Source organism: Burkholderia orbicola (assembly GCF_900100915.1).
GTDB lineage: Bacteria > Pseudomonadota > Gammaproteobacteria > Burkholderiales > Burkholderiaceae > Burkholderia > Burkholderia orbicola.
The window spans coordinates 2,429,042-2,445,220 of record NZ_FNKW01000001.1; the positions used below are offsets into that span (position 1 = coordinate 2,429,042).

The 16,179-nt window shown below is 70.1% G+C and carries 14 protein-coding genes; 9 read left to right on the plus strand and 5 right to left on the minus strand.

Annotated features, from left to right (window positions below; all coding sequences use genetic code 11):
* The first annotated feature begins 45 nt into the window (after positions 1 to 45).
* The 7 genes from BLS50_RS11580 to BLS50_RS11610 all read left to right on the plus strand — a co-directional run bounded on the left by BLS50_RS11580 (position 46) and on the right by BLS50_RS11610 (position 7,550).
* Positions 46 to 1,002: a sugar kinase gene (locus tag BLS50_RS11580; RefSeq protein ID WP_053525357.1), complete on the plus strand. Its 957-nt coding sequence runs from the start codon at positions 46 to 48 to the stop codon at positions 1,000 to 1,002.
* Positions 990 to 2,354: a D-tagatose-bisphosphate aldolase, class II, non-catalytic subunit gene (locus BLS50_RS11585; protein ID WP_074802249.1), complete on the plus strand. Its 1,365-nt coding sequence runs from the start codon at positions 990 to 992 to the stop codon at positions 2,352 to 2,354. Before BLS50_RS11580 ends, BLS50_RS11585 begins: the two co-directional genes overlap by 13 nt.
* Positions 2,355 to 2,426: 72 nt before the next feature.
* Positions 2,427 to 3,752 carry an ABC transporter substrate-binding protein gene (locus BLS50_RS11590; protein ID WP_006477974.1) on the plus strand — a complete coding sequence of 442 codons (1,326 nt, stop codon included), beginning with the start codon at positions 2,427 to 2,429 and terminating at the stop codon, positions 3,750 to 3,752.
* A 114-nt stretch (positions 3,753 to 3,866) separates the two neighbouring features.
* Positions 3,867 to 4,820, plus strand: coding sequence for a carbohydrate ABC transporter permease (locus tag BLS50_RS11595; protein WP_011546081.1), 954 nt, complete (start codon positions 3,867 to 3,869; stop codon positions 4,818 to 4,820).
* Positions 4,817 to 5,668, plus strand: a complete 852-nt coding sequence (locus BLS50_RS11600) for a carbohydrate ABC transporter permease (RefSeq protein ID WP_011546080.1) — start codon at positions 4,817 to 4,819, stop codon at positions 5,666 to 5,668. Before BLS50_RS11595 ends, BLS50_RS11600 begins: the two co-directional genes overlap by 4 nt.
* Positions 5,665 to 6,378: an HAD family hydrolase gene (locus BLS50_RS11605; RefSeq protein WP_006477977.1), complete on the plus strand. Its 714-nt coding sequence runs from the start codon at positions 5,665 to 5,667 to the stop codon at positions 6,376 to 6,378. The genes BLS50_RS11600 and BLS50_RS11605 overlap by 4 nt, the downstream gene beginning before the upstream one ends.
* A 62-nt stretch (positions 6,379 to 6,440) precedes the next feature.
* Positions 6,441 to 7,550: an ABC transporter ATP-binding protein gene (locus BLS50_RS11610; protein WP_074802250.1), complete on the plus strand. Its 1,110-nt coding sequence runs from the start codon at positions 6,441 to 6,443 to the stop codon at positions 7,548 to 7,550.
* Between the two features lie 14 nt (positions 7,551 to 7,564).
* Here BLS50_RS11610 and BLS50_RS11615 read toward each other — a convergent pair whose 3' ends face one another.
* Positions 7,565 to 8,449 carry a LysR family transcriptional regulator gene (locus tag BLS50_RS11615; protein ID WP_074802251.1) on the minus strand — a complete coding sequence of 295 codons (885 nt, stop codon included), beginning with the start codon at positions 8,447 to 8,449 and terminating at the stop codon, positions 7,565 to 7,567.
* 113 nt (positions 8,450 to 8,562) lie between these two features.
* Here BLS50_RS11615 and BLS50_RS11620 point away from each other — a divergent pair, with 113 nt between their 5' ends.
* Both BLS50_RS11620 and BLS50_RS11625 read left to right on the plus strand, forming a co-directional pair.
* Entirely contained in the window at positions 8,563 to 9,759 is a 1,197-nt protein-coding gene (locus BLS50_RS11620) for a serine hydrolase domain-containing protein (RefSeq protein WP_074802252.1), read from the plus strand.
* Complete coding sequence (locus BLS50_RS11625) at positions 9,756 to 10,979, plus strand: MFS transporter (protein WP_074802253.1); 1,224 nt, start codon at positions 9,756 to 9,758, stop codon at positions 10,977 to 10,979. Before BLS50_RS11620 ends, BLS50_RS11625 begins: the two co-directional genes overlap by 4 nt.
* Positions 10,980 to 11,009: 30 nt before the next feature.
* Here the strand turns inward: BLS50_RS11625 and BLS50_RS11630 are convergent, their stop codons facing one another.
* From BLS50_RS11630 to BLS50_RS11645, 4 genes are all read right to left on the minus strand, one after another.
* Positions 11,010 to 12,023, minus strand: coding sequence for a sugar-binding transcriptional regulator (locus BLS50_RS11630; RefSeq protein WP_074802254.1), 1,014 nt, complete (start codon positions 12,021 to 12,023; stop codon positions 11,010 to 11,012).
* Between the two features lie 64 nt (positions 12,024 to 12,087).
* The gene (gene xylB / locus BLS50_RS11635) at positions 12,088 to 13,569 is read right to left on the minus strand and encodes a xylulokinase (protein WP_074802255.1); all 1,482 of its coding nucleotides are present in this window, start codon (positions 13,567 to 13,569) and stop codon (positions 12,088 to 12,090) included.
* Between the two features lie 104 nt (positions 13,570 to 13,673).
* Positions 13,674 to 15,068, minus strand: coding sequence for a D-arabinitol 4-dehydrogenase (gene dalD, locus BLS50_RS11640; RefSeq protein WP_027812143.1), 1,395 nt, complete (start codon positions 15,066 to 15,068; stop codon positions 13,674 to 13,676).
* Positions 15,069 to 15,241: 173 nt separating this feature from the next.
* Entirely contained in the window at positions 15,242 to 16,153 is a 912-nt protein-coding gene (locus BLS50_RS11645; RefSeq protein WP_074802256.1) for a LysR family transcriptional regulator, read from the minus strand.
* Positions 16,154 to 16,179: the final 26 nt, after the last annotated feature.

Consider the following 16,179-nt stretch of genomic DNA (forward strand, 5'->3'; position numbering starts at 1 on the left):
AGCGCCGCACGCAGCGGCCGCCGTCGCACGAGGAGGGCTCGCCTGATGGCCGAGATCGTCGTCGCCGGCGAACTGCTGGCCGAATTCGTCGCCGCCGAGCGCGGCCAGGGTTTCGATACGCCAGGCCTGTTCGAAGGACCGTTCCCGAGCGGCGCGCCAGCGATCTTCGCCGATCAGGCCGCGCGACTCGGTGCGCGCGTCGCGTATGCGGGCTGCGTCGGCCGCGACGCGTTCGGCGATGCGATCGTCGCGCGGCTCGCCCGGGACGGCGTCGACGTCGCGCGCATTCGTCGCGTCGCCCGCCCGACCGGCACCGCGTTCGTCGCGTATCGCGACGACGGCTCGCGCAGTTTCGTGTTCACGTTGTCGACCAGTGCCGCGGCGTGCGTCGATGCGTCCGACGTCGACACCACGATGTTCGACGGCTGCCGCTACTTTCATGTGATGGGCTCGTCGCTGACGAGCGAATCGGCGATCGCGGCGGTGCAGCGCGGCGTGATCGAGGCCGCGCGCGCGGGCGCCAAGGTGTCGTTCGATCCGAACGTGCGGCCCGAAATGCTGAGCTTCCGCCCGATGCGCGCGGCGCTCGACGAGATGCTCGCCGCGTGCCACCTGTTCCTGCCGAGCGAAGCCGATCTGCCGTTCTTCTGCGGCCCGCAGCCGGCCGAGCGCGCGATCGCGGGCCTGCTCGCGACGCATCCGCTGCTCGAGCGCGTCGTGCTCAAACGCGGCGCGCAAGGCAGCGTCGCGTTCGATCGCGCCCACCGTGCCGAGGCGCCGGCGTTCCCGGTCGACGAAGTCGATCCGACCGGCGCCGGCGACTGCTTCGGCGGCACGCTGGTCGCGAGCCTCGTCGCGGGCGTGGCCGTCGAGGTCGCGCTGCGCCGTGCGAACGCGGCCGGCGCGATCGCGGTCACGCGGCGCGGCCCGATGGAAGGCAACAGCAGCGCGGCCGAGATCGACCGCTTCCTGACCGAACGGGGGATCGCATGTCCGGCCTGACGACCGTTGCCGAACGCCCGCGCACCGCGCACGCGGACACCGTGCTGCGGATGATCTTCGACGCGAACCGCGCTGACGCGCAGCGCGGCATCTATTCGATCTGCAGCGCGCACCGGCTGGTGCTGGAGGCCGCGTGCGAAGCCGCGCGCGCGGACGGCTCGCCGCTCTTGATCGAGGCGACCTGCAATCAGGTGAACCATCTCGGCGGCTATACGGGCATGACGCCGGCCGATTTTCGTCGAGACGTCGATGCGATTGCCGCGCGCTGCGGGCTCGCGCCGTCGGCGCTCGTGCTCGGCGGCGACCATCTCGGCCCGAACCCGTGGCGGCACCGTCGCGCGGCCGACGCGATGCGGGAAGCCGCTGCGATGGTCGCCGCGTATGTCGAAGCCGGTTTCGAAAAGATCCACCTCGATGCGAGCATGGCGTGCGCGGACGATCCGGCACGGCTCGACGATCGCACGATCGCCGCGCGCGCGGCCGAGCTGTGCCGTGTCGCGGAAGACGCGGCGGCGCGCGTCGGGATCGCGCCCGTCTACGTGATCGGCACCGAGGTGCCGACGCCGGGCGGCGAGGTGAGCGGCGACGCCGGTAGCGACGCGAGCGGCGATGCGATCGCGCAGATCGTCGTCACGCGCAGCGACAGCATCGCGGCGACGCTCGACGCGCACCGCCGCGCGTTCTCGGCGGCCGGGCTCGACGACGCATGGACGCGCGTCGTCGCGATCGTCGCGCAGCCGGGCGTCGACTTCGACGACCGCCACGTACTCGATTACGACAGTGCCAAGGCGGCGTCACTGGGCGCGAGTATCCTGCAGACACCGCGCCTCGTGTTCGAAGCGCATTCGACCGATTACCAGACGGAAGCCGCGCTCGCCGCGCTGGTGCGCGACCACTTCGCGGTGTTGAAGGTCGGCCCCGCGCTGACGTTCGCGCTGCGCGAGGCGCTGTTCGCGCTGACGTTCATCGAGGACGCGCTGATCGACGACGTCGCGCAGCGCTCGCGGTTGCGCGATGTCGTCGATGCGGCGATGCGCGCGCAGCCCGAACACTGGGCGCCGTACTACCGCGGCGACGAGACCGCGCAGCGGCTCGCGCGCCAGTTCAGCTACAGCGACCGCATCCGCTATTACTGGCTGCAGCCGGCCGTCGCGGCCGCGGTCGAGCAGCTGTTCGGCAACCTCGCGCGGCAGCCGGTGCCGGAGACGCTCGTCGCGCAGTGGCTGCCGGACGTCTACGCGGCGTGCCGCGCGGGCGGCCTCGCGAAAGAGCCGCGCGCATGGGTGCGCCACCGGATACGCGACGTGATCGCGCACTATGCGCGCGCGTGCGGCATGCAGCGGCCGGCATGACGGGCCGCGAAGGAAACGACGCAACACCGACACAAGACCGACGACATTTCGAACAATCACAGGAGACATGCCATGCAACGAAAGATGCTCGACGCCGCCGCACGCTGTTTCGCCGGAGCCGCGCTCGCGACGGCGGCCTGCGCGGCGTCCGCCGGCACGCTGACGATCGCGACGCTGAACAACCCCGACATGATCGAGCTGAAGAAGCTGTCGCCGGCGTTCGAGAAGGCGAACCCCGACATCAAGCTGAACTGGGTGATCCTCGAGGAGAACGTGCTGCGCCAGCGCGCGACGACCGACATCACGACCGGCAGCGGCCAGTTCGACGTGATGGCGATCGGCACCTATGAAACGCCGCAGTGGGGCAAGCGCGGCTGGCTCGCGCCGATCACGGGGCTGCCGGCCGACTACGACCTGAACGACATCGTGAAGACCGCGCGCGACAGCCTGTCGTACAACGGCCAGCTCTACGCGCTGCCGTTCTACGTCGAAAGCTCGATGACGTTCTACCGCAAGGACCTGTTCGCGGCGAAGGGGCTGAAGATGCCCGACCAGCCGACCTACGACCAGATCGCCGAATTCGCGGACAAGCTCACCGACAAGTCGAAGGGCACCTACGGGATCTGCCTGCGCGGCAAGGCCGGCTGGGGCGAGAACATGGCGTACGTGTCGACGGTCGTGAACACGTTCGGCGGACGCTGGTTCGACGAGAACTGGAACGCGCAGCTCACGTCGCCCGAATGGAAGAAGGCGATCAATTTCTACGTGAACCTGCTGAAGAAGAACGGCCCGCCCGGAGCGAGCTCGAACGGCTTCAACGAGAACCTGACGCTGACCGCGTCCGGCAAGTGCGCGATGTGGATCGACGCGACGGTCGCGGCCGGGATGCTCTACAACAAGCAGCAGTCGCAGGTGGCCGACAAGATCGGCTTCGCGGCCGCGCCGGTCGCCGCGACGCCGAAGGGCTCGCACTGGCTGTGGGCGTGGGCGCTGGCCGTGCCGAAGACGTCGAAGCAGCAGGACGCCGCGCGCAAGTTCATCGCGTGGGCGACGTCGAAGCAGTACATCGAGATGGTCGGCAAGGACGAAGGCTGGGCGTCGGTGCCGCCGGGCACGCGTACGTCGACGTATCAGCGCGCCGAGTACAAGGCCGCCGCGCCGTTCTCGGACTTCGTGCTGAAGGCGATCGAGACGGCCGACCCGAACGATCCGTCGCTGAAGAAGGTGCCGTACACGGGCGTGCAGTACGTCGGGATTCCTGAATTCCAGTCGTTCGGCACGGTGGTCGGCCAGTCGATCGCGGGCGCGGTCGCGGGCCAGATGTCGGTCGACCAGGCGCTAGCCGCCGGACAGGCCGCGGCCGACCGCGCAGTGCGGCAGGCCGGCTACAAGAAGTAACGCGCAAGCCGTCGCGCGGCCCGCACCGTGCGCCGTGGCACACGGCGCGGGCCGGCTAGGCTGACAGGCGGGCAGGCCGTTCGCGCCCGCGCATCAACCGGAGGGACTCCGATCATGCGTCACCTGCGTCTTCCCCTGAGTCACGCTCACGCGCCGTCGGTCGGCGACGCGTCGTCGCCGCCCGGCGCCCCGCGCCGCGCGCGCGGCGGCGCGAGCTGGCTCGTGTCGCCGTCCGTCGCGGTGCTGCTGCTGTGGATGTCGATTCCGCTCGCGATGACGATCTGGTATTCGTTCTCGCGCTACAACCTGCTGAACCCGGACGTGAAGGGCTTCGCCGGGTTCGACAACTACCGCTTCCTCGCGACCGATCCGTCGTTCCTGCCGGCGATCTGGCACACGCTGGTGCTGATCGGCGCGGTGCTCGCGATCACGGTTATCGGCGGCGTGCTGATGGCGGTGCTGTTCGACCGCAAGTTCTACGGGCAGGGCGTCGCGCGGCTGCTCGCGATCGCGCCGTTCTTCGTGATGCCGACCGTCTCCGCGCTGATCTGGAAGAACATGATCCTGCATCCGGTGTACGGGCTCGTCGCGAACGCGATGCGCGCGCTCGGGATGACGCCGATCGACTGGTTCGCCGATTACCCGTTGACCGCCGTGATCATCATCGTCGCGTGGCAGTGGCTGCCGTTCGCGTTCCTGATCCTGTTCACCGCGATCCAGTCGCTCGACCAGGAGCAGAAGGAGGCCGCGCGCATCGACGGCGCCGGCCCGATCGCGATGTTCTTCTACATCACGCTGCCGCACCTGAAGCGCGCGATCGCCGTGGTCGTGATGATGGAGACGATCTTCCTGCTGTCGATCTTCGCGGAAATCTATACGACGACCGGCGGCGGCCCCGGCGACGCGACGACCAACCTGTCGTACCTGATCTATGCGCTCGGCCTGCAGCAGTTCGACGTCGGCCTCGCGTCCGCGGGCGGCATCATCGCCGTCGTGGTCGCGAACGTCGTGTCGTTCTTCCTCGTGCGGATGCTCGCGCGCAATCTGAAAGGGGAGTACGAAAAATGAGCGACCTGACCTTGGCAGGCCGGCGCACGCCGGCCGTGTTCGACCTCGTGCGGCGCGCGCTGCCCGGCACGCTCGCGTGGCTGATCGCGCTCCTGCTGTTCTTCCCGATCTTCTGGATGGCGATCACCGCGTTCAAGACCGAACAGCAGGCGTACGCGTCGACGCTGTTCTTCATGCCGACGCTCGACAGCTTCCGCGAGGTGTTCGCGCGCAGCAACTACTTCGGGTTTGCGTGGAATTCGATCCTGATCTCGGCCGGCGTCACGGTGATCTCGCTGCTGTTCGCGGTGCCGGCCGCGTACGCGATGGCGTTCTTCCCGAACCACCGCACGCAGAAGGTGCTGCTGTGGATGCTGTCGACCAAGATGATGCCGTCGGTCGGCGTGCTGGTGCCGATCTACCTGCTGTGGAAGAACGCGGGGCTGCTAGATACCGTGTCGGGGCTCGTGATCGTCTATACGCTGATCAACCTGCCGATCGCGGTGTGGATGACCTTCACGTACTTCAACGAGATCCCGAAGGACATCCTGGAAGCCGGGCGCATCGACGGCGCGTCGACGTGGCAGGAGATCGTCTACCTGCTGATGCCGATGGCGCTGCCGGGGCTCGCGTCCACCGCGCTGCTGCTCGTGATCCTGTCGTGGAACGAGGCGTTCTGGAGCATCAACCTGTCGAGCTCGAACGCGGCGCCGCTGACCGTGTTCATCGCGTCGTACTCGAGCCCCGAAGGGCTGTTCTGGGCGAAGCTGTCCGCGGCTTCCCTGCTCGCGGTCGCGCCGATCCTGATCGTCGGCTGGCTGTCGCAGAAGCAGCTCGTGCGCGGGCTCACGTTCGGGGCGGTTAAATGAGCGGCGCAAGCAAAGGCGCGGCCGGTCACGGCGTCAACGTGCTGATCTGCGATTGCGACGGCGTGCTGATCGACAGCGAGGCCGTGGCCGCCGACGTGATCGTGCGCGAACTCGATGCGCGCTGGCCGGGCGTCGATGCGCGGCCGGCCGTGATGCCGCTGCTCGGGCTGCGCATCGAGCGCGTGCTGGCCGGCGCGAGCGACGCGGTCGGCCGCACGCTGTCGGCCGACGACGTCGACGCGATCCGCCGCGCGGTCGAAGCGGCGGCCGTCAACGCGCCGATGGTCGACGGCATCGATGCGGCGCTGGCCGCGATCGACCTGACGACGGCCTGCGCGAGCAACAGCTATCGCGCGTACGTCGAAGCGGCGCTCGCGCGCACCGGCCTCGCGCGCTTTTTCGGCGACCGGCTGTTCTGCGCGGATTCGGTCGCGCGGCCGAAGCCGGCGCCCGACGTGTATCTGGCCGCCGCACGTGCGCTCGGCGTAGTGCCCGCGCAATGCCTGGTCGTCGAGGACAGCGTGACCGGCATCACCGCGGCGGCCGCGGCCGGCATGACCGTGCTCGGCTTCGTCGGCGGCGGGCACGCGTCGGCGGCGCAGATCGACGCGTTGCGCGGCATCGGCGCGCGGCACGTATTCGACGACATGCACGAGCTGCCCGGCTACGTCGCGCGCTGGCAGGCGACGGGCGCGGTGCTGCCGAACTAGCAATCAGGAACGAAGGCGCGCCGCTTTCAACGCGGCGCATCACGAACGAACGGAGACAGATCATGGCAAGCGTGCTCCTGCGCAATATCGCGAAGCGCTACGACGACACCGAAGTGCTGCGCAACGTGAACCTCGACATCGCCGACGGCGAATTCGTCGTGTTCGTCGGCCCGAGCGGCTGCGGCAAATCCACGCTGATGCGGATGATCGCCGGCCTGGAAGACATTTCGAACGGCGACCTGCTGATCGACGGCGCGAAGGTCAACGACGTGCCGAGCGCGAAGCGCGGCATCGCGATGGTGTTCCAGTCGTATGCGCTGTACCCGCACATGACGCTGTACGACAACATGGCGTTCGGCCTGAAGCTCGCCGGCGCGAAGAAGCCCGAGATCGACCAGGCCGTGAAGCAGGCCGCGAAGATCCTGCACATCGATCACCTGCTGGACCGCAAGCCGAAGCAGCTGTCGGGCGGCCAGCGGCAGCGCGTCGCGATCGGCCGCGCGATCACGAGGAAGCCGAAGGTGTTCCTGTTCGACGAACCGCTGTCGAACCTCGACGCCGCGCTGCGCGTGAAGATGCGGCTGGAGTTCGCGCGGCTGCACGACGAGCTGAAGACGACGATGATCTACGTGACGCACGACCAGGTCGAGGCGATGACGCTCGCCGACAAGATCGTCGTGCTGTCGGGCGGCGCGGTGCAGCAGGTCGGCACGCCGAACGAGCTGTATCACGCGCCGTCGAACCAGTTCGTCGCGGGCTTCATCGGTTCGCCGAAGATGAACTTCCTGAAGGGCACGGTCGAATCGGCCGATGCGGGCGGCGTGCTCGTGCGCTTCGACAGCGGCGAGACGCAGCGTGTCGCGGTCGATGCGGCGGGGCTGCAGCGCGGCGCCGCGGTGACCGTCGGCGTGCGGCCCGAGCATCTGCTGGTCGATGCGTCGGTGGCAGGCGTCGCCGCGCGGACGATGGCCGTCGAGTCGCTCGGCGACGCCGCGTATCTGTATGCGGAGTCGGCCGTCGCGCCGGACGGGCTGATCGCGCGGATTCCGCCGCTCGACACGTACCGCACCGGCGAGGCGCTGCGCGTGCATGCGCAGGCCGAGCACTGCCACCTGTTCGACGAGCACGGGCAGGCGCTGCGGCGGCTCAGCGCGCACGCGAAGGCGGCTTGACGGCCGCGCGCCGGTTACAGCCGCAAATGCTCGGCCATGTAGTCGACGAACGCGCGCAGCTTGGGCAGCGGATGGCGGCCCGACGGCCATAGCACGTAGAACGGCGTGCGGCTCGCGACGTGATCGTCGAGCACTGCGCGCAGCCTGCCGTCGGCGAGCGTGTCGCGCACGAAGAACTCGGGCAGGCACGCGATGCCGAGCCCGCGCAGCGCGAAGCACAGGCGCGTCTCGGCGTTGTTGCTGACCATCGAGACGGGTACCTCCGGCGGCGTGCCGGCGCGCGGCGCGCGCAGCGGCCAGATCTCGAGCTTGCCGCTGCTCGGGAATCGGTAATGCAGGCAGCGGTGCTGCGGGAGGTCGGCCGGCGTGCGCGGCGTGCCGTGCCGTTCGAGATAGTCGGACGACGCGACCAGGTGCTGGCGGAAGTGGCCGAGCAGCCGCGACGACAGCCGGGAATCGGTCGGATGGCCGGTGCGCAGTACCACGTCGAAGCCTTCGTCGATCACGTCGACGATCCGGTCGCTGAAATCGATGTCGAGCTCGATCTCCGGATACGCGGCCATGAAATCGGCGAGCACCGGCAACAGCAACGTGCCGATCGTCGGCAGGCTCACGCGCAGCCGCCCGCGCGGCGCCTCGACGCTCTGCGTCAGTTCCTGCTCGGCCGCGTCGATTTCGGCGATCACGCGCCGGCATCGTTCGAGAAAGCGCGCGCCTTCGGCCGTCAGCGTGATGCTGCGCGTGCTGCGGTGAAAGAGCCGCACGTTCAGGCGTGCCTCGAGCCGCGCGATGCGCTTGCCGATCGCCGACGCCGACAGTCCGAGCGCTCGGCCGGCCGCGACGAAGCTGCGCGTTTCCGCGACCTGGACGAACACGACGAAGCCGCCAAGATTTTCCATGCAGGTTCCCGATTGCGGACACCCATGTCCGGAGTGTCCGGAACTCTAACCCGATTTTTCTTCCCGTGCCGGCTCCCTACGATGGGCGTTCCTTCACTGTTCGAGGTCACGCCATGTCATCACTGCCTGTCACCGCCCGCCGCGCCGAACCGGATGCCGCGCTGCGCGCCCGGCTCGATGCCGTGCTCGACCGCGCGCTGGCCGATGCGCGCGCGGTCGGCGCGGTCGTGCTGGTCGCGCGCGACGGCGAATTGCGTTATGCACGCGCGGCCGGGCTGGCCGATCGCGAAGCCGGCACGCCGATGCGCGCGGACACGCTGTTCCGGCTCGCGTCGGTATCCAAGCCGATCGTGACGGCCGCCGCGATGCGGCTGGTCGCGGCATCGAAGATCGGGCTCGACGAGCCGGTCGCGCGCCGGCTGCCCGCGTTCACGCCGACGCTCGCGGACGGCACGCCGGCGAACATCACGCTGCGGCATCTGCTGTCGCACACGGCCGGGCTCGGCTATCGCTTTCTCGAAGCGGACGCCGACGGGCCGTACGCGCGCGCGGGCGTGTCCGACGGGATGGATCGCGCGAGCCTGTCACTCGCCGAGAACGTGCGGCGCATCGCCGGCGTGCCGCTGCAGTTCGCGCCCGGCACGTCGTGGGGCTACTCGCTTGCGACCGACGTGATCGGTACGCTGATCGAGGCGGTCGACGGCCGGCCGCTCGCCGACGCCGTGGCGGCGCTCGTGACGACGCCGCTCGGGATGACCGACACGGCATTTTTCACGCATGACGCGGCGCGTCTGGCGACGCCTTACGTCAGCACGCCCGACGTGCCGCGCCGGATGGCGGACGACGATCTCGTGCCGGTGTTCGACGGCACGGTCGGCATCCGCTTCGAGCCGGCGCGCGCGTTCGACGCGACCGCATGGCCGTCGGGCGGCGCGGGCATGGTCGGCACCGCGCACGATTGCCTGACGCTGCTCGATACGCTGCGCACGGGCCTCGACGGCTGGCTCGCACCGCGCTGGATCGACGAGATGGCGCGGGTGCAACTGGGCGCGCACGACTTGCCGGATGCGCCGGGATTCGGCTTCGGACTCGGTTTTTCCGTGCTGCATGACCCGGTGGCCGCGCAGTCGCCGGAGTCGGTCGGCACCTGGCGCTGGGGCGGTGCGTACGGGCACGCGTGGTTCGTCGACCGCGCAGCCGGGCTGACGGTCGTCGCGCTGACCAATACGTTGTACGAAGGGATGCACGGGCGCATCGTCACCGACGTGCGCGATGCGGTGTATGGCATCGACGACCGGAGCGCGCAATGAGCGAGTGCGTATCCGTCTCCGACCGCGCTGTCGATCGTGCGGCAGATTTGTCCACGCCGGCTCGTGCACGTCTGCCCGTCGCGAACCTGCTCGCGCTGGCCACCGCCGGCTTCATCACGGTGCTCACCGAAGCGTTGCCGGCCGGCCTGCTGCCGCTGATGAGCACCGACCTGCACGTGACCGAGGCGCTGATCGGTCAACTGGTGACCATCTACGCGCTGGGTTCGATCGTCGCGGCGATCCCGCTCGTCGCCGCGACGCGCGCGATGCGCCGGCGCCGGTTGCTGCTCGCGGCGCTGGCCGGCTTCGTCGTGTCGAACGCACTGACGGCCGCGTCGCCGTACTACGCGCTCACGCTGGCCGCGCGCTTCGTCGCGGGGATGTCGGCCGGGCTGCTGTGGGCGCTGCTGGCGGGCTACGCGAGCCGCCTGGTCGACCCGTCGCTGCGCGGCCGCGCGATCGCGGTCGCGATGCTCGGCATACCGGCAGCGATGTCGATCGGCATTCCGGCCGGCACGGCGCTCGGCGCGATGTTCGGCTGGCGCGTCGCGTTCGCCGGGATCACGGTCGCGGCGCTGGCGCTGATCGGCTGGATTCGCCTGCGCGTGCCCGACTATCCGGGCCAGCAGGCCGGCGCGCGCGAGCCGGTGCTCGGCGTGATGGCGCTGCCCGGCGTGCGGCCGGTGCTGACGGTGATGTTCGCGTACGTGCTCGCGCACAACATGCTGTACACGTACGTCGCGCCGTTCCTTGCGGGCGTGCGGATGGGCGCGCAGGTCGATGTGGTGCTGTTCGTGTTCGGCGTCGCGTCCCTCGTCGGCATCGCGCTGACGGGTGCATGGATCGGCGTCGCGCAGCGGCGGCTGACGCTCGCGAGCATCGCGCTGTTCGCATTGGCGGCGGCGATGCTCGGCGCCGGGGCGGGGATGACGTTCGTCTATGCGGGCGTCGTGCTGTGGGGGCTCGCGTTCGGCGGCGCGCCGACGCTGTTCCAGACGGCCACCGCGAACGCGGCGGGGGAGTCGGCCGACGTCGCGCAGTCGATGCTCGTGACGGTCTGGAATCTCGCGATCGCCGGCGGTGGCATCGCGGGCGGGATGCTGCTCGGCGCGACGGGCGCTGGTGCGATTCCGTGGGTGCTCGTCGTGCTGCTGGCGCTGGCGTGGGTCGGCGCGTGGTGCGCCCGCCAGCATGCGTTTCCGGCGCCGCGCGCGGCCTGAGCCGGCGCGTGCGCGATGCCGACGGCCGCGTCAGGCCGCCTTCGCGGCGAGCGCGGCGCGCGCGCAGGCTTCGTCGGTGACGAGCCCCGACAGCCAGCCGCCGCGCAGCGCGGCAATCACCGCGTCGTGTTTCTTCGGGCCGCCGGCGAACGCGATCGTCGGCAGCTTCGGCGGCGTGGCGAGCGCGACGCTCGTCACGCGCGCGCTGGTCGACACGGTGATCTGCGTGCCCTGCGCGTCGATCGGCACGCCGAGCAGTTCGGCCACCGCGCCGAGCGCGGTCATCTCGTCGCGCTCCTGTTCGGTGATGAAGCCGTCTTCGTAGAGCGGGCAGTGCGGGCCGATGTTGCCGATCCCGATGAACGCGACGTCGGCCTCGCCCGACAGCGCCTCGACGATCCGGTACAGCCGGTGATTGCACCACTGCGCGCGCTCGGCGTCGCTATCCGCGAACAGCGGTGCGGGCAGCAGGAAGTGCTTGCTGCCGGTTTTCTCGGAGATGTACTGCGCGACGTCGTAGCGGTTCGACGAGCCGTCGGCCGCGATCGCGCCGACCATCGACACGAGCCGGTGCTGCGGGCGGTCGATCTGCGCGATCTGCGCGACCGCGGCCTTCAGCGTCCGGCCGCTGCTGACCGCGATCACCATCGGCCGCGTTTCGTTCAGGTAGCGCTCCATCACCTGCGCGCCGGCGACCGCGAGCTTGCGGTCGATCGCGTCGGGCGCATCGGCGTCGACCGGCACGACTTCGCACATCGCGAGGCCGTAGCGTTTCGACAGCTGCGCGCCGAGATCGAGGCAGTCGGCGAGCCGATGGTCGACGCGCACGCGGATCAGGTTCTTCTCGACCGCGAACGCGACGAGGCGCTGCGCGACGGGGCGCGACACCTGCAGCTTTTCGGCGATTTCGTTCTGCGTGTCGCCCGCGACGTAATAGAGCCACGCGGCGCGCGTGGCGAGATCGAGTTTTTCTGAGGACTTGGACACGATAGCGATTCGGTTCGGATCTGGGGGCTGCCCCGCGGGCCGGCCGGCGGGCCGCATGACGGCATCCACTGTAACGCATGTCGCACGCACGGCCGGCGGCCGGCCGTGCGACGGAGCTCGCCTACGCGAGCCGTGCGCGCGACGGTTCGTACAGCGGCCGCACGTGACGGTACAGCGTGCGGAACGCATCGAGGCGTTCGCGCAGCCGCGCATGGCGGGCGGCGTCCGGTGCGTATTCGGCGCGCACCGGCGGTTTGGTCAGCACCGTCTGCGGATCGCCGCCGACGGCCAGCCAGCCGAGCCGTGCCGCGCCGAGCGCCGCGCCGGTTTCGCCGCCGCCGTGCTGACGCGTGCGCACGTTCAGCGCGTCCGCGATCAGTTGCGCCCAGAACGCGCTGCGCGCGCCGCCGCCGATCAGCGACAACTGGTCGGTCTCGACGCCGGCCGTGTGCAGCGCGTCGAGGCCGTCGGCGAGGCCCAGCGTCACGCCTTCGAGTACCGCGTAGCCGAGGTGCGCGCGGTCGGTTGCGTGCGTCATCCCGAAGAACACGCCCTGCGCGTACGGATCGTTGTGCGGCGTGCGCTCGCCCGACAGGTAGGGCAGGAACAGCGGGGCGGCGGCGAGCGCGTCGGGGTCGAGCGCCTCGACTTCGGCGAGCAGCGCGGGCTCGTCGGTGCCGGTCAGCTTGCAGACCCAGCGCAGGCAACTCGCGGCCGACAGCACGACGCTCATCAGTTGCCAGCGATCGGGAATCGCATGGCAGAACGCATGCACGGCCGACGCGGGATTCGGCATGAAGCGGTCGCCGACCACGCTCAGCACGCCGGACGTGCCAAGCGACACGAAGCCGTCGCCCGCGTGGATCGCGCCGATGCCGAGCGCGCTCGTTGCGTTGTCGCCGCCGCCGCCCGCGACCAGCACGGCCTCGGATAACCCCAACTCGCGTGCGACGTCCGCACGCAGCGTGCCGGATGGCGCATTGCCCTCGACGATGCGCGGCATCTGCCCGCGCGTCATTCCGCACGCGGCGAGCAGCGCATCGGACCAGTCGCGGCGCGCGACGTCGAGCCACAGCGTGCCGGCCGCGTCCGACGGATCGGACACTTTCGCGCCGGTCAGCCGGAAGCGCAGGTAGTCCTTCGGCATCAGCACGCATGCGGTTGCCGCGAACACGTCGGGTTCGTGCTTCGCGACCCACAGCAGCTTCGGCGCGGTGAAGCCGGGCATCGCGAGGTTGCCGGCCAGCGCATGGAGATCGGGGGCGCGTTCGGTGAGCAGCGCGCATTCGTCGGCGCTGCGCATGTCGTTCCACAGGATCGCCGGGCGCAGCACGCGATCGTCGCGGCCGAGCAGCACCGCGCCGTGCATCTGGCCCGACAGGCCGATGCCGCGCACCTGCGCGAACGCCTGCGGGTGCCGTTCGCGCAGCGCCGCGAGCGCGGCGAGCGTGCCTTGCCACCAGTCGTCCGGATGCTGTTCCGCCCAGCGCGGATGCGGCCGCGACACGCTGAACGGCGAGCCGGCGGTGCCGACGACCGCGCCGTCCGGGGCGAGCAGCAGCACCTTCACTTCGGAGGTGCCGAGGTCGATGCCGAGATACATGAGCGATCCGTTCGGTCAGTGAGGAGCCGCTACTTTAGCCGTGCCGCACGGCCTGTGCCAAGCGGGTTCGCCCGGCTGCGCGGCCGGGCGCCGCGCGCGGGCCATCAGCGGGCGGCGAGCCAGGCGTCGACGCGCGCGAGCCCGGCGCGCAGCGCCTCGAACAGCGCCGCGTTGCCGGCGAGCGAGCCCCACAAGGCGCGGCTCGCGCACAGCGCGACGACCGGGTCGTCGGCTTCGACGATCGCGCGTGCGCTGCCGTCGTCCATCACGCCGTCCTGGTACGCATACGGCAGCGTGCCGCGCGCCCAGCGTTCGAGAAAGCGCAGGAACAGCGCGGGCAGCACGGCGGTGGCGACGGGTGCCGCGCCGCGCGCGAACGATTCGACGAGCGTCGGCGCGATGAAGCCCGGGATCTTCGAGAAACCGTCGGCCGCGACCCGCTGGTTCGTGTCGAGCACGTACGGATTGCCGAAGCGCTCCAGCACGACGTCACGATAGCGCGCGAGATCGAGCGGGCTCGGCGTGAGGCACGGGATCACGTCCTGCGTCACGTAGTCGTGCGCGAAGCGGCGGATCGCCGGGTCGTGCGTGCCTTCGTGGATGTAGGTATGGCCCGCGAGCGTACCGGCCCATGCGATGCAGCTGTGCGTCGCGTTGAGGATGCGGATCTTCGCTTCCTCGTACGGATGCACGTCGTCGACGAGTTCGGCGCCGGCCAGCTCCCAGCGCGGGCGACCGGCCGCGAAGCGGTCCTCGATCACCCACTGGATGAACGATTCGCCCATCACCGGGCACGCGTCGTCGACGCCGGTGGCCGCGAGGACGCGCTCGCGCACGTCGGCGGTCGGGCGCGGCGTGATGCGGTCGACCATCGCGCTGGGCGTCGCGACGTGCGCATCGAACCATGCGAGCAGGCCGCCTTCGCCGCGCCGTTCGAGGAATTCGCGCATCCCCGCGCGAAACCGCGCGCCGTTGTTGCGCAGGTTGTCGCAGCTTTGCAGCGTGAGCGGGCCGGCGCCGCGCTTCACGCGTTCGGCGAGCAGCGCGGCGAGCGCGCCGTACAGCGTCGTGCGCGCGCCCTGCAGGTCGGCGGCGAGATCGGCGTTCGCGATGTCGAGCCGGTTGTGTTCATCGAGGTAGTAGCCGCCTTCGGTGACGGTGAACGACACGATCCGGCAGGCCGGATCGGCGCCGGCGTCGATCAGCGCGGCGAGGTCGATCGACCACGGCAGCACGCGCGTGATCGCACGGATCGTCTCGTACGCGCGCTCGCCTTGCGGCGTGACGGTTTCGAGCGTGTACGCACCGTGCTGCGCGGCGAGCGCGTCCATCGTCGCGCGCATGTCGTCGCGGATGTTGCCGACGGTCAGCGACCAGCGTTCGTCGGCCGGTACGGCCGCGTTCACGCGATGCAGATACCACGCCTGGTGCGCGCGGTGAAACGAGCCCGCGCCGATGTGCAGCAGCACGGGCGCGTGGGCGGCGGGCGATTCGCTCATCCGGTGTCTCCTGTTCCAGCCTGTCTATCCTGCCGAATACGATCTTTTGCTCTTTGTGTGAGCGAATGATCGTATTCGGGCGGGCGAAAGTCAAGGCGGGGACACGGCATTTCGATGGTGCGCTGCGGCGCCGTGCGGGCAGGGCGGGCGCGGGGAGCCGCAGGAAAAGGGCGTCAGCGCCCGTCGCGCGTGAGTGCGACGAGTTCGTCGAGCAGCTTGCCGGCCGGCCCGGGGAGGATGCCGTGACGGCGCCGGAACGCGGTGAGCGTGCGCACCGCGACGACTTCGCGCACGGGCAGCGTGTCGATCGTGCCGGCGCGCCGTTCCGCCCCGTACATCGGCTCGGCCATCCAGCAGAGGAATCCCGCATGTGCGACCAGGCTCTTCAGCGTCGTGACCGAGCGTGTCTCGACCGCGATGTCGGGCAACGGCAGCCCGTGCGCGTCGAAGGTCGCACGCATGTGGTCGAACGGCGCGGTGCCGCGCGGTGGAATCGCCCAGCGTGCGTGCAGCGTATCGGCGAGCGTCGGCGGGCGGCCGAGCGCGCGCAGCGGATGGTGCGGCGCCGCAACGATATGGCTGCGGTCTTCCCAGCGGCACTCGGGAATCGCGACGATCTCGTCGGTATCGGGCCCGTGCGCGGACAGCGCAAGATCGATCTCGTGCTTGATCAGCCCTTCCGCGAGCCGGTCCCACACGCCTTCGATGATTTCGACGCGCAGGTTCGGCCAGCGATCGAGCACGCGGCCGACCGCGACCGGCAACACGAGGCTCGCGATGCTGCCCACCGTGCCGACCTTGATCGTGCCCTTCGCGAGCCCGCGCATCGCGTCCAGTTCCTCGCGCGCATGCTCGGCCTCGTGCTGCAGCAGCGTCGCGTGCGGCAGCAACGCTTCGCCGAACGCGGTGAGCTGCACGCCCTTCGAATGGCGTTCGAACAGCGGCGCGTCGACCTGATCCTCGAGCCGCTTCAGGATCCGGCTCAGCGCCGGCTGCGTGACGTGCAGCGCGTCGGCTGCGCGGCCGAGGCTGCCGCACGCGACGATCGTGGTGAACGCACGCAACTGTCGGAGATCGAAAGTCATGCTGGAACGTAATGGCTTTGCGCAGA